This is a genomic window from Citrobacter sp. TBCS-15 (genome assembly GCF_005280815.1).
Lineage (GTDB): Bacteria > Pseudomonadota > Gammaproteobacteria > Enterobacterales > Enterobacteriaceae > Citrobacter > Citrobacter werkmanii.
This window is the reverse complement of sequence record NZ_SZWK01000251.1, coordinates 375,773-395,587: the sequence shown is the minus strand read 5'-3', so window position 1 is coordinate 395,587 and position 19,815 is coordinate 375,773. Positions and strand designations below refer to the sequence as shown.

Below are 19,815 nucleotides of genomic sequence, written 5' to 3'. Positions count from 1 at the left end.
CTTATTGGCGCTCTGTAGCATGATAATGTGCGCCACTCTGCATTCATGCCTGAACGGTTCAGTCATAATCCTCGTTAAATGAAATGTTATTCACAGGGAACAGGATAATGAGTGATATAGCATTGACGGTCAGCGTTCTGGCGTTGGTGGCGGTTGTCGGATTATGGATCGGCAACATAAAAATACGTGGCGTTGGTTTTGGCATCGGAGGGGTGCTGTTCGGCGGTATTATTGTCGGACATTTTGTCGATCAGGCAGGGATGACCCTGAGCGGCGACATGCTGCATTTCATTCAGGAATTTGGCCTGATTCTTTTCGTCTACACCATCGGTATTCAGGTGGGGCCGGGATTTTTTGCGTCACTGCGCGTTTCCGGGCTGCGGCTGAATCTGTTCGCCGTACTGATTGTCATCATGGGTGGCCTGGTCACCGCGATCCTGCATAAGATTTTTGCCATTCCCCTTCCGGTGGTGCTGGGGATATTCTCCGGCGCGGTCACCAATACGCCGGCGCTGGGGGCGGGGCAGCAAATTCTGCGCGATCTGGGGACGCCAGCAGATATTGTAGACCAGATGGGGATGAGCTATGCCATGGCTTATCCTTTTGGTATCTGCGGTATTTTGCTCACGATGTGGCTGATGCGCCTTATTTTCCGCGTTAACGTCGATGCTGAAGCTCAGCAGCATGAATCCACGTTGACCAATGGACACGCGCTGATTCAGACGATGAACATCCGCGTGGAAAACCCGAACCTCAACAATATGGCGATTCAGGATGTCCCAATTCTGAACAGCGATAAAATCATCTGCTCGCGTCTGAAGCGTGAAGAGACATTGATGGTGCCGTCGCCAGGGACGATTATCCAGATGGGCGACCTGTTACACCTGGTCGGTCAGCCTGGCGATCTGCACAACGCGCAGGTAGTGATTGGGCAGGAGGTGGACACATCGCTGTCGACGCGAGGTACCGATTTACGCGTTGAACGCGTGGTGGTGACTAATGAACAGGTGTTGGGTAAACGTATCCGCGACCTGCATTTTAAAGAACGTTATGACGTGGTTATCTCCCGTCTGAACCGTGCGGGCGTTGAGCTGGTGGCCAGCAGCGATGCCAGCCTGCAATTCGGGGATATCCTCAATCTGGTGGGGCGTCCCGCGTCCATTGATGCCGTTGCCAATGTTGTCGGCAACGCCCAGCAAAAACTGCAGCAGGTGCAGATGCTGCCGGTATTTATCGGTATTGGACTGGGTGTCCTATTGGGTTCCATCCCGCTTTTCATCCCGGGTTTCCCGGTAGCGTTAAAATTGGGTTTGGCCGGTGGACCACTGATCATGGCCTTAATTCTTGGGCGTATCGGCAGCATTGGTAAGCTGTACTGGTTTATGCCTCCCAGCGCTAACCTGGCGCTGCGAGAGTTAGGTATTGTGCTGTTTCTTGCGGTGGTTGGCCTGAAATCTGGCGGTGATTTTGTTAATACGCTGACTCAGGGGGATGGGCTGAGCTGGGTCGGGTACGGTATTTTTATTACCGCCATTCCGCTGATTACCGTGGGACTGCTGGCGCGTATCTTCGCCAAAATGAACTATCTGACGCTGTGCGGTATGCTGGCGGGTTCGATGACCGATCCCCCCGCGCTGGCGTTTGCTAACAACCTGCATGCCACCAGCGGGGCGGCGGCGCTCTCCTATGCTACCGTTTATCCGCTGGTGATGTTCCTGAGGATTATCACCCCACAGCTGCTGGCGGTGATCTTCTGGGGAATGGGATAAAGAACGCGTGTCCGGCCTGCATCTTCTGCAGGTCGGATACGATGCAAGTCGCTATTCGCCACATCTCTCTTTTCCATTGTCTCATTACATTACGTTCCCTCTCCTGAACTGTTCCGGTATAACAACCAGACAACAACATTGAAGGAGCCGTCATGAAGATTTCCCGCCTTGGGGAAGCGCCGGATTACCGCTTCTCGCTGGCAAATGAACGCACATTTCTGGCATGGATCCGTACCGCGTTAGGGTTTCTGGCCGCTGGCGTTGGTTTGGATCAACTGGCTCCGGATTTCGCCACGCCGGTTATTCGCGAAGTATTGGCCCTGTTGCTGTGTCTGTTTGCCGGCGGTCTGGCTATTTATGGTTATTTGCGCTGGTTGCGTAATGAAAAGGCGATGCGCCTGAAAGAGGATTTGCCTTACACCCACAGTCTGCTCATTATCAGTGCAATGCTGACGATTGTAGCGGTGATAGTTATGGCGCTGGTGCTGTATGCCGGATAGCCGTAAATCGCGACGTATCGCCGATCCGGGGCTACAACCGGAGCGCACATCGTTGGCCTGGTTTCGTACGTTGTTGGGTTATGGCGCGTTAATGGCGTTGGCGATTAAGCACAACTGGCATCAGGCTGGAGCGCTGTTCTGGATATCGATCGTCATACTGACGTTGGTGGCGATTATTCTCTGGCGTTACACCCGCAGTCGTAATCTCATGGATGTGAATGATAGTGATTTTTCTGAATCTCGCGCGGTGCGTGACAAATTTATGATCTCCCTCGCGGTGTTATCCTTCGCAATACTGTTTGCTGTAACGCATGTTCGCCAACTTATCGTATTTATCGAGAATTTTGCATGACAGGATGTGAGAACATGGATGTTAGTGATGACGTTTTAGAAATGGTGATTGACCACCAGAAAAGTTTACAACCGGTTGAATTGTACCGTGGTTTGCAACAAGGAAAAGTTCGCCTCGTACAGTTTACGCCTTTGATTAAGCGCGATGGTTCAGGTTACCTGACTGAAGATTCAGTGACACCGGAGGAGTGGGGACGATTTTTAATTGCGATATTTGATATTTGGGTACGTGAAGATATTAATCAAATATCTATTCAGCTTTTCGATAATACGCTACGCCAGTGGTGTGGTCGGACGGCACTGTTTGAATGCCAGACGATGACACTGCAGAATACGCGCTGTCAGGCATGCTCTTTGTTTCAGTACTACCATGGCGATTGTCCTGCGTATCGCGAGGAGAATGGAAAGGGCGTGCTGTGTACAGGATATCAGGCTTTCTTCAACCATACCGCCCCGCATATGCGCGTGATGCGCGATCTGCTTAAGCAGCATCGCTCACCGATGGAACTGATGGCGATGCTGCGTTAAGCTCAGCGGCGTTAGCGCCCTTTGGCCAGATACTGCGCCATTTCGGCTTCTGGTACCATGCCGCCGCCGGTCGCCCACACCAGATGCGTGGCGTTATTGAGCTGGTCCGCGCTGAAGCCGTGCATCTGCTGATAGTCAGCAGCGGCGCAAACGTGCTGCGGACCGGCCATTCCTGCCAGCGCCGAAGGCTCAAGGCGAATCCCTTCTTCCTGCGCCAGCCAGCCCAGCATGTCGTACATCGTCTGATCGTCCAGGGTGTACAGACCGTCGAGCAGACGTTCCATCGCCCGGCCAACAAAGCCGGACGCGCGCCCCACCGCCAGCCCATCAGCTGCCGTCAGGTTGTCGATGCCAATATCCTGCACGGAAATGGTATCGTGCAGCCCGGTATAAATCCCCAGCAGCATGCACGGTGAATGGGTTGGCTCGGCGAAGAAGCAGTGCACGTTATCGCCAAATGCCAGCTTCAGACCAAACGCTACCCCGCCAGGGCCGCCGCCGACGCCGCACGGCAGGTAGACAAACAGCGGATGATCGGCATCCACCACGCGACCCTGCTGCGCGAACTGCGCCTTCAGACGCTGACCAGCCACCGCGTAACCTAAAAACAGCGTGCGGGAGTTTTCATCATCGATAAAGAAGCAGTTCGGATCGGACTCTGCCGCTTTGCGGCCCTGTTCAACCGCCACCCCGTAATCTTCTTCATATTCGACGACCGTCACGCCGTGGCTGCGCAGTTTGGCTTTTTTCCATGCGCGCGCGTCGGCAGACATATGCACCGTCACCTTAAAGCCGATGCGGGCGCTCATAATGCCAATCGACATCCCGAGGTTGCCGGTAGAGCCTACTGCGATGCTGTACTGGCTGAAAAACTGTTTAGATTCAGGTGAAAGCAGAATGCTGTAATCATCTTCTGTCGTCAGCATTCCGGCTTCCAGCGCCAGTTTTTCCGCGTGGGTCAGGACTTCATAAATGCCGCCACGCGCTTTAATTGAGCCGGAAATCGGCAGGTGGCTGTCTTTCTTCAGCAGGATTTCGCCGCGGATAGGCTGCCCGTACTCTTTTACCAGCCGTTTTTGCATCGCCGGGATTGCGGCCAGCTCGGATTCGATAATGCCGCCAGTAGCTGCGGTTTCCGGGAATGCCTGCGCCAGATATGGCGCGAAGCGCGTCAGCCGGGCATGGGCATCCTGAACATCGTGTTCGGTCAGGCCAACATAGGGTAAACCTTCCGCAAGAGAGGTGGTGCCAGGGTTAAACCAGGCCGTCTCTTTGAGAGCCACCAGATCTTCCACTAAAGGATACTGGGCGATAAGTGTTTGAATGTTTTCCATAGTCAGTCTCTTCGCGCTTAGATAATAAAGGAAAGCAGGAATGTGCAAGCCAGTGCAATAACGGACGCGATAAATGTCGCGGTCGTATAGTATTTAAACGTCTCATTCAGGGTAGCGCCGCAGTATTGCTTGACCAGCCAGAAGAGGGAATCTGTGACGATCGTGCAGCCAATGGCGCCGGAACCAATCGCAATGGCGATGATCTCCGGGCTAACGTCAGGGTAGAGCGGCAGCATCGGCGCTACGATTGCCGTGGCCCCCATCATCGCGACCGTGGCAGAGCCCACTGCAGCGTGCAGAATTAACGCCACCAGCCACGCCAGCAGAATCGGGTGCATATGCATGTTCGAGAGAATCAGCGCGAGGGTATCGGCCAGCCCGCTGCTCTTGAGGATAGCGTTGAATGCGCCGCCTGCGCCGATAATCAGCAGAATGTTGGCAATCGAGCCAAAACCGTTTTCAGTGTGGGTCAGCAGCGTGCCCATGCCGATGTGCTGACGCAGACCGAGAATGTAGTAGGCCACGAAGACGGCAATAAACATCGCGGTGATCGGGTTACCAATAAACTCCAGCAGCGTATACAGCGTGCTGCCTTTCGCCATGTTCAACTCAGCAACGGTTTTGACCAGCATCAGGCCAATCGGCAACAGGACGGTAAACAGCGTTGCGCCCAGCGACGGCAGCGTACTTTCGTCGCGAACTTTAAGGTCGGAAAACTCAGCCGGCACCGGTTTAAAAGGCAGGCGGTTACCGAGGAATTTCAGATACAGCGGCCCGCCGATAAGCGAGGCCATTAAGCCCACCAGTAAACCGTAAACAATTACGCTGCCAATGTCCGCACCCAGCTTATTCGCGACGAACAAAGCGGCCGGATGCGGCGGCACCACACAGTGCACCGCCATCAGCGCCGTACACAGTGGGATTGCCAGCTTCAGCAGTGAAGTATTGGTCTTTTTGGCAATCGAAAAAGCCAGCGGAATCAACAGTACCACGCCGACTTCAACAAACAGCGTGATCCCGCAAATCAGCCCGACCAGCACCATAATGACGTCGGCGGAAAGCCAGCGGCAGCGCTGTAACGTCAGGCCAATGCGTTCTGCCGCGCCGGACACTTCCATCATTTTGCCCAGAATGGTCCCGAGGCCGATAACCGCGGCGAGGAAGCCCAGCGTACCGCCGATGCCGCTCTCAATGGCATTGACCATATCCAGCGGCCCCATACCCATCATCGTACCCACGAAGAAGCTGGCTAACAGCAGCGCCAGAAACGGGTGGAATTTGAACTTCACGATGGTCAAAACGATTAACACGATGCTTATCAGCAGCGTGCTCACAACCCAGATTTGAGAGTGCATAGCTCACCTTGCCCTGTGATTAACCTGGGGTTATTGGACAAAAATAAGGCAGGGTCTGACAAACGATATAAATCCTCTTTCACATGAGCTAAATTGCATCAATTAAGTGATTTACGTCTAATTACGCGTCATTAATGCGATATGGTTCACTCTGATTCACCTTTGTGCTGATTTTTACAGCGGTTTTTTTTACACTTCGACCCATAATTCAGGATGACAGAGATGAATATGGATCCCCTACGCGAAGTCAGAAACCGACTGCTCAACGGCTGGCAGCTGTCAAAGCTGTATACCTTTGAAGTGGCGGCTCGCCATCAGTCATTTGCTTTGGCGGCAGACGAGCTGTCATTAAGCCCCAGCGCCGTCAGCCACCGCATTAATCAGTTGGAAGATGAACTGGGTATTCAGCTGTTTGTCCGTTCTCACCGCAAAGTGGAACTGACCCACGAGGGTAAACGGGTGTTCTGGGCGCTGAAATCGTCGCTGGACACACTCAACCAGGAAATCCTTGATATCAAAAATCAGGAGCTGTCGGGAACGCTCACCGTGTACTCACGGCCCTCCATCGCCCAGTGCTGGCTGGTTCCGGCGCTCGGCGACTTCACCCGTCGCTATCCGTCGATTTCGCTGACCATGCTGACCGGGAATGACAACGTCAACCTGCAGCGTGCCGGAATCGATCTGGCGATCTATTTTGACGATGCGCCCTCCGCCCAGCTCACACACCATTTTCTGATGGATGAAGAGATCCTGCCGGTTTGCAGCCCGGACTATGCCTCTCGTTATGGTCTCACTGGCTCGTTGGTGAATTTGCCGCACTGTACGTTGCTGCATGACAGACAGGCATGGAGCAACGATTCCGGGACCGATGAATGGCACAGCTGGGCGCAGCATTTTGCGGTAAATTTGCCGACATCGTCGGGCATTGGTTTCGATCGTTCTGATTTAGCGGTGATTGCGGCAATGAATCACATCGGCGTAGCGATGGGCCGTAAAAGGCTGGTGCAAAAACGCCTCGATAGCGGAGAGCTGGTCGCGCCTTTTGGCGATATGGCGCTGAAATGCCATCAGCATTACTACATCACCACGCTGCCCGGCAGGCAGTGGCCGAAAATCGAGGCATTTATTGGCTGGCTACAGGAGCAGGTTAAATAAGCGGGTCATGCATATTTTTTACGCTTTCTCTCTACACGGAAAGTGAAAAAGCATGCTAAATACGTGATATCACTCCTGATGATTTGCGTAAGGACGAGCGTGTTAAAGTCGATTGTTTCCCTGTTACTCTTCGCCAGCGCCACCGTGTGTGCAGCACCACCAGCGCTGACGGCGGCGTCGTATGCGCAGCAGCTTGGGGTCGGGATGGACGTAGATTGGGCGCGAACCGAGCGTGGCATCCGTGAGTTCGATCCGCTGGTGGTGCGGGATTTCAGGGCGAAAGGCATTTCTCATGTGCGTATCCGCGTGGCGGGAGAACCGACAGAAGCCAGACTAATTCATCTGCGCAAGCTGGTCGAAGCCTGCGAGCAGTATGGCGTAATCCCGATTATTGCTTACCAGGCGGATGAATATAAACAAGACCCCAGCGCCGGTAATGAAAAAGAGGTGGTTAACTGGTGGGTGGCGGTGGCGCATTACTTTGGTCAACGTTCGCCGCTACTGGGTTTTGACCTGATTTATGAACCTGCGGATAAGCTCAACCATAATCAGGCATCGCTCAACCGGGTGTATGACAAAACGATTCGCACCATCCACACTATTGACCCGCAACGGATGATCTTCATCGCGCCGCGACTGCGTGCCGCGCCGGAAGAGCTGCCGAACCTGAAGTTACCGCCGCAAAGCCAGAATACCGTGCTGGCCGAATGGCACATCTTCCCGTGGGGGCCGCTGAAAAATAACGGCAAATACCCATGGACGTCCGGGACTGCGGCTGAAAAGACGGCTATTCGCGCCCGTATCAATACCGCCATTCGCTGGCAGCAGAAAACCGGTCACGTGAGTTGGGTAGGCGGCTGGTCGCCGGGAGAAACCATTAAAAATGGGCCATCTGCTGCGCAAATGGCCTTCGCCCGTTTTATGGCGTGTGAGCTGAAGAAAGCGAAGATTCCCTATGCTATCAATGCGGATACGCAGTTCTATGATGGCGAGGAGGGAGCCTGGCGTCCGGCACTGGAGCCGTTGCTGACGACGATGATTGCGCCTGAATGTGACAAGCCCGGCGATAAACCGGGCCATCATGCGCTTAAACCGCCTGCCCCTGATGCGACACGCGTGACGCCAGCGGAAGCCAGCACACAAAAATCAGCAGCCCCATAAGGGTCATCAACAGGCCCAGACTGGCTTGTCCGGTCTGCGGCAGCATCGCAGAGAACCATGCCAGCACGCCGGAACCAATGTTTTGTAATCCTCCGACCAGCGCGCCGGCAGTGCCCGCCAGGAACGGGAAAGGCTCCATTGCGCCGCTGGTTGCCAGCGGAAACAACATCCCGGCGCCGAAGAAAAACAGCGCGGCGGGAACCAGCAGCGTCCAGACGTTCATCACATCGAACAGGCCAGGGATCCACATCATCAAACCGGCGACCAGACAGCAGATAACCGACTGCCACATCAGCGTTGAGAAACGCTTGTTCGGGCGACCGGCGAACCAGGCGCCGAAAAACGCCGCCGGAATAGGCAGAATAAACAGGATACTGACCACCATGCTGCTTAAACCCAGCCTTGCGCCCAATAATACCCCAGAGCAGGCTTCGAAGACCGCAACGCCCGCCAGACCGCCGATCAGCATTAGCACGTAACAGGTGAAAGAGCTGTTGCCAAACAGTGTCTTGTAACTGGCGATAAGCCGTGGACGCGGCGCGCCTGCCGGGCGCGTTTCCGGCATCCAGCGCGCCATGCTAAACGTGACGCCCGCGCACAGAATCAGCAGAAAAATATAGCAAGCGCGCCAGTTCCACACGGTATCCAGCATACCGCCAATCAGCGGTGCCAGCAGCGGACTGACCAGGATCCCCATATTCAGCAAACTGTTGGCGTGACGAAGCTGTGTACCTTCATACAGGTCTCGTGGCAAGGTTCGCGCCATCACACCACCGACGCCCGTCCCCATCCCCTGAATCGCGCTAGCGATAATCAGTACCGTCAGGCTATGGGTGGTAATGGCAACCAGCGTGGCCAGCATAAAAATAGACATCCCGGCGAGGATCACCGGACGGCGGCCAACACGATCGGAAAGTGGGCCGTAAAACAGTTGTGACAGGCCGTAGGTCAGCAGATAGGCGGCCATCACGCTCTGCACTGCCCCTTCGCGAACGTTCAGTTCACGCGCCATATCAGCAATCGCGGGGATATAAATGGTTTGTGCCATCTGTCCAACCGCCACCAGTAATACCAACATCAACAACAAATTGACGCTTCTATGCCTTTTCATTTCGCTGATAACTTTTAAAAAAGTGAAAAAATAAGAATAAGGTGCTGCACTTTCCCGTAAATGCGCGTGGAATCTACCACAACAGAAAAAGAAGGCCAGATAGTAGGCTGGAATGTTTAAGCGATGAACGGCAGGAAATGTAAACAAAAAACGGCAACAAATGTTGCCGGATTGCATCAGGTCGACCAACAAATCATGACAAGCGTAGCAAAACCGCGCCTATGGCAATACCTGCGGCCGCGACAAGACGCACTCCGGCAACCTTTTCTTTCAGCAGCAGCCAGGCGAGCAGCGCACCAAACAGGATGGAAGTTTCACGTAGCGCAGCGACCACCGCCAACGGCGCCTGGGTCATGGCCCACAGCGCCAGTCCGTAGGAACCCATTGTGCCAATCCCGCCAAGAATACCTTTCTTCCACTGCTGTACCAGATAGCGTGACGCTTCCCGGCGTCTGGCGATCATCGCCCAGGTGAGCAGGCAAGAACCGTTCAGAAAGAAGGTCCACAGCGTATAACCCAGCGCGGTTTCTGATAAGCGTACCCCGGTGCCGTCGACCAGCGTGTAACCGGCAATAAAGCAGGCGTTAATGAGTGCCAATACGATCCCGCGTTGCGAGCTGCTGCGCCCGTTAAATGCCATGCCGAGAATAGCCAGGCAGATGGTGGCAATCCCCACCCAGGCAAGCGTAGAGAGACTATCGCCAAGGAACAGGACGCTGATAATCGCAACCAGCAATGGTGCGGTGCCGCGCATCAAAGGGTAGGTCTGACTCATATCTGAAACCTGATAGGTTTTGGCGACAAGAACCGTGTACACCACTTGTAAGGCCGTTGAGACAGCCAAAAACGGCAGGCTGGCGGCAGAAGGCTGAGGCGCAAAGGGTAAGCAGATCAAAGCCATAATCGCAGCTGAGCCGCTGACGCCGATCGCCGAGTACAGTTTATCGTTTCCAGCCTTAACAATGGCATTCCAGCTGGCATGCAGCAGCGCGGCGAACAGCAAAATGCAGAAAACAGAAAGCGTCATGGCGGAATTCTTCCCTGAGAATGTCATAAAAACGTAACATATTGACGCGTGACAAGCACCAGGGAAAAGGTGAAAGGGGAGCGGAGTGTTACCCGCTCCCCTTAGGTGCGACTTGAATCTGAATTACTTAACGTATTTCAGAACGGCATCAAGTAGTTGCAGTGCTACAACAATGAGTTTGAGGATAAGAATAGCGATATCCACGAGGCTCATACGCTCTCCTTTTGGTACAAGGAGCACGGTGCTGGCGTACCTCGCCGCTGCCTGTTGCCAGCACCTTTGTTGACATAACACAGTGTGCTCGCACGGGGGTTAAGGCGCTGACGGCACCACCCGTTTCAGCCAGGACTTTGATGCGCCGGTTTACGATGCGGCCCCCGCATAACACATTGCGTACCGAAATATTATAGATAAGTACTGTATAAATTAACAGTATTTTGTGGACGTAACGTCAACATTAGGCCATACTCAATATCATCAAAATTCGTGCCGAAATTGCGTGTTCTTCGCGGAGCGCGTATACTTTTCTCGTTGACATAACACAGTGTGCTCGGCGGCTACCAACCGCACAACGCTGAAAAGAACCTCGCTCCGGCGGGGTTTTTTGTTTTTCAACACCGTATAGTGAAATGTGATCGTTGACGCATTTTTGTGCAGATGAAAATTTTTCCATTGTCACGCTGAAAAACCTGTGTTTGTATAAATCCAGTTAATCAACAAACAGACAGGTCCCTAATGAACCCTTCCATGCTGACTGCGACCCTACTAAAAACTGCGCCATCTCGCGCAGCGGTCGTCGTGCGTGTGGTGGTGGTCGTCGGCAATGCGCCGTAGGGTCCGGATCAACACACGATTCCAAAACCCCGCCGGCGCAAACCGGGCGGGGTTTTTCGTTTAAGAGACCTGCCCGGAGCAAAGGCCCAGAATAAAAGGACTGGAGCATGGCAAGTTCGGGCATAACATCCAAGCGTACGCGTTTTACGGGCGCAGAATTCATCGTTCATTTCCTGGAACGTCAGGGAATCCAGGTAGTCACCGGTATCCCTGGCGGATCGATCCTTCCCGTCTATGACGCGTTAAGCCAAAGCACGAAAATCCGTCATATCCTGGCGCGCCACGAGCAGGGTGCGGGGTTTATCGCGCAAGGCATGGCACGAACCGATGGTAAACCCGCCGTGTGTATGGCTTGTAGCGGGCCGGGCGCCACCAACCTGGTTACCGCGATTGCCGATGCTCGTCTGGATTCCATCCCGCTGGTGTGTATCACCGGGCAGGTTCCGGCCTCGATGATCGGTACCGATGCCTTCCAGGAAGTCGATACCTACGGTATTTCTATCCCCATCACCAAACACAACTATCTGGTCCGCCATATCAATGAATTACCTCAGGTCATGAGCGATGCATTCCGCATTGCGCAGTCCGGACGTCCAGGCCCGGTGTGGATAGACATTCCTAAGGATATTCAAACCGGCGTATTTGAAATTGAAGAGATGCCGGAACCCGCGCAGAAAATGGCGGCGCCGGCGTTCAGTCAGGACAGCATTCGCGATGCCGCAGCCATGATTAACGCCGCACAGCGTCCGGTACTGTACCTCGGCGGCGGCGTGATTAACGCGCCCGCACGCGTGCGTGAACTGGCCGAAAAAGCCATGCTGCCTACCACCATGACCTTGATGGCGCTGGGCATGCTGCCAAAGACGCATCCGCTGTCTTTAGGCATGCTGGGTATGCACGGCGCGCGCAGCACCAACTTTATTCTGCAAGAAGCTGATTTACTGATTGTTCTGGGCGCACGTTTTGATGACCGGGCGATTGGTAAAACCGAACAGTTCTGCCCGAACGCTAAAATCATCCACGTGGATATCGACCGTGCGGAGCTGGGTAAAATCAAACAGCCGCATGTAGCGATTCAGGCGGATGTCGATGAGGTTCTGGCGCAGCTGATCCCATTGGTTGAGGCCCAGCCGCGAGAGCCGTGGCATCAAATGGTGGCCGATTTACAACGTGAATTTCCTTGCGCCATTCCGCAGGAAAGCGACCCGCTCAGTCACTATGGGCTGATCAATGCGGTGGCGGCATGCGTGGATGACAGCGCCATTATCACCACCGATGTCGGGCAGCATCAGATGTGGGCGGCGCAGGCCTACCCGCTGAACCGTCCGCGTCAGTGGCTGACCTCTGGCGGTCTTGGTACCATGGGATTTGGTCTGCCGGCGGCCATTGGCGCGGCGCTGGCGAACCCGGATAAAAAAGTGCTGTGCTTCTCCGGCGACGGTAGCCTGATGATGAATATTCAGGAAATGGCGACAGCCAGCGAAAATCAGCTGGATATTAAAATCATCCTGATGAATAACGAAGCGTTGGGTCTGGTATATCAGCAGCAGAGCCTGTTCTATAAGCAGGGTGTTTTTGCTGCGACCTATCCGGGGATGATTAACTTTATGCAGATCGCAGCTGGTTTTGGTCTGGAAACTTGTGATTTGAATAACGAAGCAGACCCACAGGCAGCGTTGCAGGAAATGATTAATCGGCCTGGACCTGCGCTGATCCACGTGCGTATCGACGCCGAAGAAAAAGTGTACCCGATGGTGCCGCCGGGTGCGGCAAACACTGAAATGGTGGGGGAATAAGCCATGCAACAGCAGACTCATGACAACGTAATCCTGGAACTCACCGTGCGCAACCATCCGGGCGTAATGACCCACGTCTGCGGGCTGTTTGCCCGCCGCGCGTTCAACGTGGAAGGCATTCTCTGTCTACCGATTCAGGACAGCGATAAGAGCCGCATCTGGCTACTGGTCAACGACGATCAGCGTCTGGAGCAGATGATAAGCCAGATCGACAAACTGGAAGATGTGGTGAAAGTCGCCCGCAACCAATCCGACCCGTCGATGTTTAACAAAATCACCGTCTTCTTTGAGTGAGTTAGTTGCCGTCTGAATCCGGGGTGATCACTTTGACAGAGCCGTTCCGGCAGTGGGTTGCGTAATCTGCCGGTAACGGACGGTCGCTTATTAGTACGTCAAAGGTGGAGAGTGGACCAATGCTGGCGGGGGCGACCTCATCGAACAGGGCGTGGCGCGTCAGCAGAATTTTGCGTAATCCGCGTTCCATCGCTTTGCGTTTTGTGGCCAGATCGTCCGGATTGAACCAGCTAACGCCGAAATGCTCATGGATTCCGCTGGCGGAGATAAAGACTTTCCGTGGGTTGAGTGCATCCAGCGGGGAGGGATTGCTGGTGTCGTAAAAGGCGTCACTTTTCGCCCGGTAGGTTCCCCCGCAAAGAATCGCTGTGGCGTTGGGTTTTTCATTTAGCGCTACAAACACCCGATGCGAGTAGCAAATCCCGGTAAAGGAAATATCGTCCGGGATCATGCTGACCACCAACGGCATTTCCGCACCATTATCAAAAAAGACCAGATCATTTTCACTCACCAGTCCCGCTGCCAGAATGGCAACCGGTAAATCGTCGCGGTGATACTGCTTTTGCGCGGGGAGTGGCGCGTTAACGATGGCAGCAGGTTTGTTCACCATCACAATGTAACCACCGAGCAGCGTGAGTGGTAACGGCTCGTCATCCTGACTGAGATCCCGACGAATAGTCATCACGGAAACTTCCAGCATTCGTGCCGCCTCTTTCAGATGGATTCGGTCGGTCTTCTTCAACAATTCCATCAGACGTCGAATACGTTCTTTTTGCTTAGTTTCCATGTGCTTCTCCACGAATCATGTTTCCATGTTCCTTCAGTAACATTTTTGTGTTTCTTAGAACATGGCATTGCCGCATTACTATACGTCTGACTATTCGGAAATAAAAGCGTGTTTTTTCACGTTTTATTGATTGTATACAGTTAACTTTCAGTCAATTGTAAGCAACTTCATCATTTGTAGTGTGATGGGGTAGCAACATTTAGCGTAATAAATAAACAATAAAATGATCTTCCAATCGCGATCCTAGTCACAAATGGTACGAAAGTAACATGATAATGTTATTTTAATATCATTGTTGTGTGATTGTTTCTGAGAGGTAGTAAAATGGATATCGCGGTTATTGGCTCCAACATGGTGGATCTCATCACCTACATCAACCAGATGCCCAAAGAAGGGGAAACGCTGGAAGCGCCGGCGTTCAAAATTGGCTGTGGGGGCAAAGGCGCAAATCAGGCCGTTGCGGCCGCTAAGCTCAATTCCAAAGTGCTGATGCTGACAAAAGTCGGTGATGATATTTTTGCGGATAACACTATTCGCAATCTCGAATCCTGGGGAATTAATACCACCTATGTCGAAAAGGTACCCTGCACCAGCAGCGGTGTCGCACCGATCTTTGTTAATGCCAACTCCAGCAACAGCATCCTGATTATTAAAGGAGCGAACAAATTTCTCTCCCCGGAAGATATCGATCGTGCGGCGGAAGATCTGAAAAAATGTCAGCTTATTGTCCTGCAACTGGAAGTGCAGCTGGAAACCGTTTATCACGCGATTGAATTTGGCAAAAAACACGGTATTGAAGTGTTACTAAATCCCGCCCCTGCATTACGGGAATTAGATATGTCTTATGCCTGTAAATGTGATTTTTTCGTGCCGAACGAAACCGAGCTGGAAATATTAACCGGTATGTCAGTAGATACCTATGACCATATTCGCGCAGCGGCACGTTCTCTGGTTGATAAAGGTCTGAACAATATTATTGTCACCATGGGTGAGAAAGGTGCGCTGTGGATGACGCGTGACCAGGAAGTCCATGTTCCGGCGTTTAAAGTGAACGCTATCGATACCAGTGGCGCAGGCGACGCTTTCATCGGTTGTTTTGCTCACTATTACGTTCAAAGCGGTGATGTGGAAGCCGCCATGAAAAAAGCCGCTCTCTTCGCTGCTTTCAGCGTTACCGGGAAAGGCACTCAATCATCTTATCCAAGCATCGAACAATTTAATGAGTTTCTTACCTTAAACGAATAATACTCCTGCACTGTAAAAGGTAGCACTATGAACGATAAAAACATCATTCAGATGGCTGACGGCTATTTGAATAAGACCCCTCTGTTCCAGTTTATTTTGTTATCCTGTTTATTCCCGTTATGGGGATGCGCAGCCGCATTAAATGATATTCTGATTACGCAATTCAAAAGCGTATTTTCACTCAGCAACTTTGCCTCGGCATTAGTTCAGAGTGCCTTTTATGGCGGTTATTTTTTAATTGCAATTCCGGCATCTCTGGTGATTAAAAAGACCAGTTATAAAGTCGCCATTTTAATGGGGCTGACCCTTTATATCGTTGGGTGTACGCTCTTTTTCCCGGCATCGCACATGGCCACCTACACCATGTTCCTTGCGGCGATTTTCGCGATTGCGATTGGTCTGAGCTTCCTGGAAACAGCGGCCAACACCTACAGCTCAATGATCGGCCCAAAAGCGTATGCCACTTTACGCCTGAACATCAGTCAAACTTTTTATCCTATTGGCGCGGCGGCTGGTATTCTGCTGGGTAAATATCTGGTCTTCTCTGAAGGCGAAAGCCTGGAAAAACAGATGGCCGGGATGAACGCCGAGCAGATCCATAACTTTAAAGTGTTGATGCTGGAAAATACTCTTGAGCCATATAAGTACATGATTATGGTGCTGGTTGTGGTGATGGTGTTATTCCTGCTGACCCGCTTCCCGACCTGTAAAGTTGCGCAAACCACGAGTCGTAAACGCCCGTCCGCGATGGATACACTGCGTTATCTGGCCAGCAATGCCCGTTTCCGTCGTGGAATTGTGGCGCAATTTCTTTATGTGGGGATGCAGGTCGCGGTGTGGTCATTTACCATCCGTCTGGCACTGGAATTAGGTGATATCAACGAGCGCGACGCCTCAACCTTCATGGTCTATAGCTTCGCCTGCTTCTTTATCGGCAAGTTTATCGCCAACATTTTGATGACGCGCTTCAATCCGGAAAAAGTGCTGATTCTCTATTCCATCATTGGTGCCCTGTTCCTCGTCTATGTTGCACTGGCGCCAAGCTTCAGCGCTGTGTATGTCGCAGTGCTGGTGAGTGTCCTGTTTGGACCCTGCTGGGCGACAATCTATGCTGGTACGCTTGATACCGTGGATAACGAACATACCGAAATGGCAGGTGCCGTCATTGTTATGGCGATTGTCGGCGCGGCGGTGGTTCCGGCGATTCAGGGCTATGTGGCTGATATGTTCCATTCATTACAACTTTCGTTCCTGGTTTCCATGCTCTGTTTCGTGTACGTCGGCATCTACTTCTGGCGTGAAAGTAAAGTGCGCAACAACCTGGCTGAAGCGACAGTTTCCTGAGGAGAGCGATCATGACAACACGTATAACGCTGTGGCGAGAACTCTTTGCAGAGCATCCGCGAATCTTACTGAAGAATAGCGATTTCACGGTTACCGCATTTCGTTACGCCAGCGGAGTGGAAGGGCTGAAGGTAGAAAACAGTCGTGGACATCTGGTTATTCTGCCCTGGATGGGGCAGATGATCTGGGATGCTCAGTTTGATGGCCATGACCTGACCATGCGTAATATGTTCAGTCAGCCGAAACCGGCGACGGAAGTGGTGGCGACCTACGGTTGTTTTGCCTTCCACTCAGGTCTGTTGGCTAATGGCTGCCCATCACCAGAAGATTCACATCCTTTGCACGGTGAAATGGCTTGTGCCGCGATGGATGAAGCCTGGCTGGAGCTGGAGGGTGAGAATTTGCGCGTGGGCGGACGCTATGAGTATGTGATGGGGTTCGGTTATCATTATCAGGCGCATCCTGCGGTGGTAATGCACAAAGCGAGCGCGCTGTTTGATATTCAGATGGCGGTTACCAACCTCGCTTCAGTGGCAATGCCGTTGCAGTACATGTGCCATATGAACTATGCCTACGTACCGGAAGCCTCCTTCAGCCAGAATATTCCGGATGAGGCCATGAAGCTGCGTGAGTCGATACCCGCGCATGTTAAGCCGACTGAGCAATGGCTGGCGTTTAATCAGCGGATTGTGCAGGGCGAGGCTTCTCTGGCGCGGCTCAATGAACCCCATTTTTACGATCCGGAAATTGTCTTCTTTGCTGACCAACTGGACAGGTACACAGATAATCCAGAATTTAGCATGATCGCACCAGATGGCACCACGTTCGTTACACGCTTCTCCAGCGCGGAGCTGAATTATGTGACGCGATGGATCCTGTATAACGGCGATCAACAGGTTGCGGCATTCGCCTTGCCTGCAACCTGTCGACCCGAAGGATTCCTGGCGGCACAACGCAATGGCACCTTGATTGAAATAGAACCGCAGCACACCCGGATATTTACCGTCACGACAGGCATAGCCTGATCGCTCAAGGCTTGAACACCAAAGCGCTTATCGTTAAGGTAAGCGCTTTTGCCGGATGGCGCTACGCTTATCAGGCATGCCTTAGCGCCAGGACAAACCCATGATCACCATCGCCCTTATCGACGACCACACTATCGTCCGCTCCGGCTTTGCCCAACTGCTGGGGCTGGAAGCTGATTTGCAGGTTGTGGCGGAATTTGGCTCCGGGCGCGAGGCGCTGGCCGGTTTACCGGGGCGCGGCGTGCAGGTGTGTATTTGCGATATCTCTATGCCCGATATCTCGGGCCTGGAGTTACTCAGCCAACTGCCAAAAGGGATGGCGATTATCATGCTCTCCGTCCACGACAGCCCGGCACTGGTCGAGCAGGCGCTCAACGCAGGCGCGCGTGGCTTTCTTTCAAAACGCTGTAGCCCGGATGAACTGATTGCCGCCGTGCATACCGTGGCGACCGGCGGTTGCTATTTGACGCCGGACATCGCCGTCAAGCTGGCGGCCGGGCGTCAGGATCCGTTGACAAAACGCGAGCGTCAGGTGGCGGAGAAGCTGGCACAGGGGATGGCGGTGAAAGAGATTGCCGCCGAGCTGGGGTTGTCGCCGAAAACGGTGCACGTTCATCGCGCCAACCTGATGGAAAAGCTGAACGTCAGCAACGATGTTGAGCTGGCGCGCCGGATGTTTGACGGCTGGCAATGAACGCACTTTTCTCCCGGTTGATTACCGTTGTTGCCTGTTTCTTTATCTTTTCCGCCGCGTGGTTTTGCCTGTGGAGCATCAGCCTGCACCTGGTTGAGCGCCCGGAACTGGCGGTACTGCTGTTTCCGTTTGGCCTGCGTCTGGGATTAATGCTGCAATGCCCGCGCAGCTACTGGCCGGTGCTGCTGGGCGCGGAGTGGCTGCTGATGTACTGGCTGGCGCAGGAGGTGGCGCTGGCCCATTTGCCACTTTTGATGATCGGAAGCACCCTCACGCTACTCCCGGTGATGCTGATTTCGCGATACCGCAATCAACGCGACTGGCGCACGTTGCTGTTGCAGGGCGCAGCGCTGACGGCGGCGGCGCTGCTGCAATCGCTGCCGTGGCTGGGGCAGGGCGAGGAAGCGTGGAATGCGCTGCTACTGACCCTGACCGGCGGATTAACGCTGGCGCCGATCTGCCTGGTGTTTTGGCACTACCTCACCAGCACCACCTGGCTGCCGCTCGGCCCGGCGCTGGTGTCGCAGCCGGTGAACTGGCGCGGGCGACATCTGGTCTGGTACCTGCTGCTGTTCACCGTCAGCTTGTGGCTACAGCTCGGTTTGCCCGCCGAACTTTCGCGCTTTACGCCATTTTGCCTCGCTTTACCGATTATCGCGCTCGCCTGGCACTACGGCTGGCAGGGGGCGCTGATCGCCACGCTGATGAACGCCATCGCGCTGATTGCCAGCCAGACCTGGCACGATCACCCGGTCGATTTACTGCTCTCGCTGCTGGCGCAAAGCCTGACCGGCCTGCTGCTTGGCGCGGGTATTCAGCGCCTGCGTGAGCTTAACCAGTCGCTGCAAAACGAGCTGGCGCGCAATCATCGGCTGGCGGAACGTCTGCTGGAAACCGAAGAGAGCGTGCGCCGCGACGTCGCGCGCGAGCTGCACGACGATATCGGCCAGACCATCACCGCCATTCGCACTCAGGCGGGTATCGTACAGCGCCTGGCTCCAGAGAACCCGGGCGTTAAGCAAAGCGGGGCGCACATTGAACAGCTTTCGCTGGGCGTGTATGACGCCGTACGCCGTCTGCTGGGGCGTTTACGTCCGCGCCAGTTGGACGATCTCACCCTGGAGCAAGCCATCCGCTCGTTGATGCGTGAAATGGAGCTGGAAAGCCGCGGTATCGTCAGCCACCTTGACTGGCGAATTGATGAGTCATTGCTGAGCGAAAGCCAGCGCGTGACGCTGTTTCGCGTCTGTCAGGAAGGGCTGAACAACATTGTGAAGCACGCCAATGCCAGCGCGGTGACACTCCAGGGCTGGCAGCAGGATGAGCGGCTGATGCTGGTCATTGAGGACGACGGCAGCGGCTTGCCGCCGGGGTCGAACCCACAAGGTTTTGGTCTCACCGGGATGCGCGAGCGGGTGACGGCGCTCGGTGGTTCACTCACGATATCCTGCATGCACGGCACGCGCGTCAGCGTGTCGCTGCCCCAGCGCTACGCCTAAGGAACG

The 19,815-nt window shown here is 53.9% G+C and carries 20 protein-coding genes; 14 read left to right on the top strand and 6 right to left on the bottom strand.

The features are described from left to right. Positions 1-107 precede the first annotated feature (107 nt). The 4 genes from FDW96_RS14735 (at position 108) to FDW96_RS14720 (ending at position 3,148) form a co-directional block, all read left to right on the top strand. Complete coding sequence (locus tag FDW96_RS14735) at positions 108-1,769, top strand: putative transporter (RefSeq protein WP_042311454.1); 1,662 nt, start codon at positions 108-110, stop codon at positions 1,767-1,769. Positions 1,770-1,921: 152 nt separating this feature from the next. Beyond that, positions 1,922-2,269, top strand: a complete 348-nt coding sequence (locus FDW96_RS14730) for a YidH family protein (RefSeq protein ID WP_061380863.1) — start codon at positions 1,922-1,924, stop codon at positions 2,267-2,269. Beyond that, positions 2,259-2,621 (top strand): DUF202 domain-containing protein, encoded by a 363-nt coding sequence (locus tag FDW96_RS14725; protein ID WP_137365888.1) that lies wholly within the window; start codon positions 2,259-2,261, stop codon positions 2,619-2,621. Before FDW96_RS14730 ends, FDW96_RS14725 begins: the two co-directional genes overlap by 11 nt. Before the next feature lie 14 nt (positions 2,622-2,635). Further along, entirely contained in the window at positions 2,636-3,148 is a 513-nt protein-coding gene (locus FDW96_RS14720; RefSeq protein WP_137361458.1) for a radical SAM protein, read from the top strand. A gap of 11 nt (positions 3,149-3,159) precedes the next feature. Here FDW96_RS14720 and dsdA read toward each other — a convergent pair whose 3' ends face one another. Further along, positions 3,160-4,482 carry a D-serine ammonia-lyase gene (gene dsdA / locus FDW96_RS14715; protein ID WP_137349168.1) on the bottom strand — a complete coding sequence of 441 codons (1,323 nt, stop codon included), beginning with the start codon at positions 4,480-4,482 and terminating at the stop codon, positions 3,160-3,162. A gap of 17 nt (positions 4,483-4,499) precedes the next feature. Then, positions 4,500-5,837 carry a D-serine transporter DsdX gene (gene dsdX / locus FDW96_RS14710; protein WP_137365887.1) on the bottom strand — a complete coding sequence of 446 codons (1,338 nt, stop codon included), beginning with the start codon at positions 5,835-5,837 and terminating at the stop codon, positions 4,500-4,502. A gap of 228 nt (positions 5,838-6,065) precedes the next feature. On the opposite strand from dsdX, the gene dsdC reads away from it, so the two are divergent. Both dsdC and FDW96_RS14700 read left to right on the top strand, forming a co-directional pair. Next, positions 6,066-6,992, top strand: coding sequence for a DNA-binding transcriptional regulator DsdC (dsdC, locus tag FDW96_RS14705; RefSeq protein ID WP_069323826.1), 927 nt, complete (start codon positions 6,066-6,068; stop codon positions 6,990-6,992). Positions 6,993-7,070: 78 nt separating this feature from the next. After that, positions 7,071-8,153, top strand: a complete 1,083-nt coding sequence (locus FDW96_RS14700; protein WP_061380867.1) for a cellulase family glycosylhydrolase — start codon at positions 7,071-7,073, stop codon at positions 8,151-8,153. On the opposite strand, the gene emrD is transcribed toward FDW96_RS14700, so the two are convergent. The 3 genes from emrD to tisB all read right to left on the bottom strand — a co-directional run bounded on the left by emrD (position 8,080) and on the right by tisB (position 10,504). Next, on the bottom strand, positions 8,080-9,264 hold the full coding sequence (gene emrD, locus FDW96_RS14695; RefSeq protein WP_038635685.1) for a multidrug efflux MFS transporter EmrD: 1,185 nt from the start codon (positions 9,262-9,264) through the stop codon (positions 8,080-8,082). The two genes, FDW96_RS14700 and emrD, sit on opposite strands and share 74 nt — an antisense overlap. Before the next feature lie 193 nt (positions 9,265-9,457). Continuing rightward, complete coding sequence (locus FDW96_RS14690; RefSeq protein WP_042311473.1) at positions 9,458-10,291, bottom strand: DMT family transporter; 834 nt, start codon at positions 10,289-10,291, stop codon at positions 9,458-9,460. Positions 10,292-10,414: 123 nt separating this feature from the next. Then, positions 10,415-10,504 carry a type I toxin-antitoxin system toxin TisB gene (gene tisB, locus FDW96_RS14685; protein WP_137365886.1) on the bottom strand — a complete coding sequence of 30 codons (90 nt, stop codon included), beginning with the start codon at positions 10,502-10,504 and terminating at the stop codon, positions 10,415-10,417. 522 nt (positions 10,505-11,026) lie between these two features. Between tisB and ivbL the strand changes: the two genes are divergently transcribed. The 3 genes from ivbL (at position 11,027) to ilvN (ending at position 13,215) form a co-directional block, all read left to right on the top strand. After that, positions 11,027-11,125: an ilvB operon leader peptide IvbL gene (gene ivbL / locus FDW96_RS14675; protein ID WP_003827118.1), complete on the top strand. Its 99-nt coding sequence runs from the start codon at positions 11,027-11,029 to the stop codon at positions 11,123-11,125. 107 nt (positions 11,126-11,232) lie between these two features. After that, entirely contained in the window at positions 11,233-12,921 is a 1,689-nt protein-coding gene (gene ilvB, locus FDW96_RS14670) for an acetolactate synthase large subunit (protein WP_137365885.1), read from the top strand. A gap of 3 nt (positions 12,922-12,924) precedes the next feature. Beyond that, on the top strand, positions 12,925-13,215 hold the full coding sequence (gene ilvN / locus FDW96_RS14665; RefSeq protein WP_003023914.1) for an acetolactate synthase small subunit: 291 nt from the start codon (positions 12,925-12,927) through the stop codon (positions 13,213-13,215). Between the two features lies 1 nt (position 13,216). On the opposite strand, the gene FDW96_RS14660 is transcribed toward ilvN, so the two are convergent. Next, the gene (locus FDW96_RS14660; protein ID WP_137365884.1) at positions 13,217-14,002 is read right to left on the bottom strand and encodes a DeoR family transcriptional regulator; all 786 of its coding nucleotides are present in this window, start codon (positions 14,000-14,002) and stop codon (positions 13,217-13,219) included. 324 nt (positions 14,003-14,326) lie between these two features. Between FDW96_RS14660 and rbsK the strand changes: the two genes are divergently transcribed. The 5 genes from rbsK (at position 14,327) to uhpB (ending at position 19,809) form a co-directional block, all read left to right on the top strand. Then, the gene (gene rbsK / locus FDW96_RS14655) at positions 14,327-15,247 is read left to right on the top strand and encodes a ribokinase (RefSeq protein ID WP_042311479.1); all 921 of its coding nucleotides are present in this window, start codon (positions 14,327-14,329) and stop codon (positions 15,245-15,247) included. A 27-nt stretch (positions 15,248-15,274) separates the two neighbouring features. Then, entirely contained in the window at positions 15,275-16,591 is a 1,317-nt protein-coding gene (gene fucP, locus FDW96_RS14650) for an L-fucose:H+ symporter permease (protein ID WP_042311481.1), read from the top strand. A gap of 11 nt (positions 16,592-16,602) precedes the next feature. Then, the gene (locus FDW96_RS14645; RefSeq protein ID WP_137365883.1) at positions 16,603-17,616 is read left to right on the top strand and encodes an aldose 1-epimerase family protein; all 1,014 of its coding nucleotides are present in this window, start codon (positions 16,603-16,605) and stop codon (positions 17,614-17,616) included. 100 nt (positions 17,617-17,716) lie between these two features. Further along, a complete protein-coding gene (gene uhpA, locus FDW96_RS14640) occupies positions 17,717-18,310 on the top strand; it encodes a transcriptional regulator UhpA (protein ID WP_038635664.1) in 594 nt (197 codons plus the stop codon). Next, a complete protein-coding gene (uhpB, locus tag FDW96_RS14635) occupies positions 18,307-19,809 on the top strand; it encodes a signal transduction histidine-protein kinase/phosphatase UhpB (RefSeq protein ID WP_137365882.1) in 1,503 nt (500 codons plus the stop codon). Before uhpA ends, uhpB begins: the two co-directional genes overlap by 4 nt. The last annotated feature ends 6 nt before the right edge of the window (positions 19,810-19,815 follow it).

Coding starts and splice junctions, on each gene's coding strand:
- ivbL (WP_003827118.1), top strand. CDS start 11,027: ATGAACCCTTCCATGCTGACTGCGACCCTACTAAAAACTGCGCCATCT.
- uhpB (WP_137365882.1), top strand. CDS start 18,307: ATGAACGCACTTTTCTCCCGGTTGATTACCGTTGTTGCCTGTTTCTTT.
- emrD (WP_038635685.1), bottom strand. CDS start 9,264: ATGAAAAGGCATAGAAGCGTCAATTTGTTGTTGATGTTGGTATTACTG.
- fucP (WP_042311481.1), top strand. CDS start 15,275: ATGAACGATAAAAACATCATTCAGATGGCTGACGGCTATTTGAATAAG.
- FDW96_RS14720 (WP_137361458.1), top strand. CDS start 2,636: ATGGATGTTAGTGATGACGTTTTAGAAATGGTGATTGACCACCAGAAA.
- tisB (WP_137365886.1), bottom strand. CDS start 10,504: ATGAGCCTCGTGGATATCGCTATTCTTATCCTCAAACTCATTGTTGTA.
- dsdA (WP_137349168.1), bottom strand. CDS start 4,482: ATGGAAAACATTCAAACACTTATCGCCCAGTATCCTTTAGTGGAAGAT.
- FDW96_RS14690 (WP_042311473.1), bottom strand. CDS start 10,291: ATGACGCTTTCTGTTTTCTGCATTTTGCTGTTCGCCGCGCTGCTGCAT.
- FDW96_RS14660 (WP_137365884.1), bottom strand. CDS start 14,002: ATGGAAACTAAGCAAAAAGAACGTATTCGACGTCTGATGGAATTGTTG.
- ilvN (WP_003023914.1), top strand. CDS start 12,925: ATGCAACAGCAGACTCATGACAACGTAATCCTGGAACTCACCGTGCGC.
- rbsK (WP_042311479.1), top strand. CDS start 14,327: ATGGATATCGCGGTTATTGGCTCCAACATGGTGGATCTCATCACCTAC.
- FDW96_RS14645 (WP_137365883.1), top strand. CDS start 16,603: ATGACAACACGTATAACGCTGTGGCGAGAACTCTTTGCAGAGCATCCG.
- uhpA (WP_038635664.1), top strand. CDS start 17,717: ATGATCACCATCGCCCTTATCGACGACCACACTATCGTCCGCTCCGGC.
- FDW96_RS14730 (WP_061380863.1), top strand. CDS start 1,922: ATGAAGATTTCCCGCCTTGGGGAAGCGCCGGATTACCGCTTCTCGCTG.
- dsdC (WP_069323826.1), top strand. CDS start 6,066: ATGGATCCCCTACGCGAAGTCAGAAACCGACTGCTCAACGGCTGGCAG.
- FDW96_RS14735 (WP_042311454.1), top strand. CDS start 108: ATGAGTGATATAGCATTGACGGTCAGCGTTCTGGCGTTGGTGGCGGTT.
- FDW96_RS14725 (WP_137365888.1), top strand. CDS start 2,259: ATGCCGGATAGCCGTAAATCGCGACGTATCGCCGATCCGGGGCTACAA.
- FDW96_RS14700 (WP_061380867.1), top strand. CDS start 7,071: ATGATTTGCGTAAGGACGAGCGTGTTAAAGTCGATTGTTTCCCTGTTA.
- dsdX (WP_137365887.1), bottom strand. CDS start 5,837: ATGCACTCTCAAATCTGGGTTGTGAGCACGCTGCTGATAAGCATCGTG.
- ilvB (WP_137365885.1), top strand. CDS start 11,233: ATGGCAAGTTCGGGCATAACATCCAAGCGTACGCGTTTTACGGGCGCA.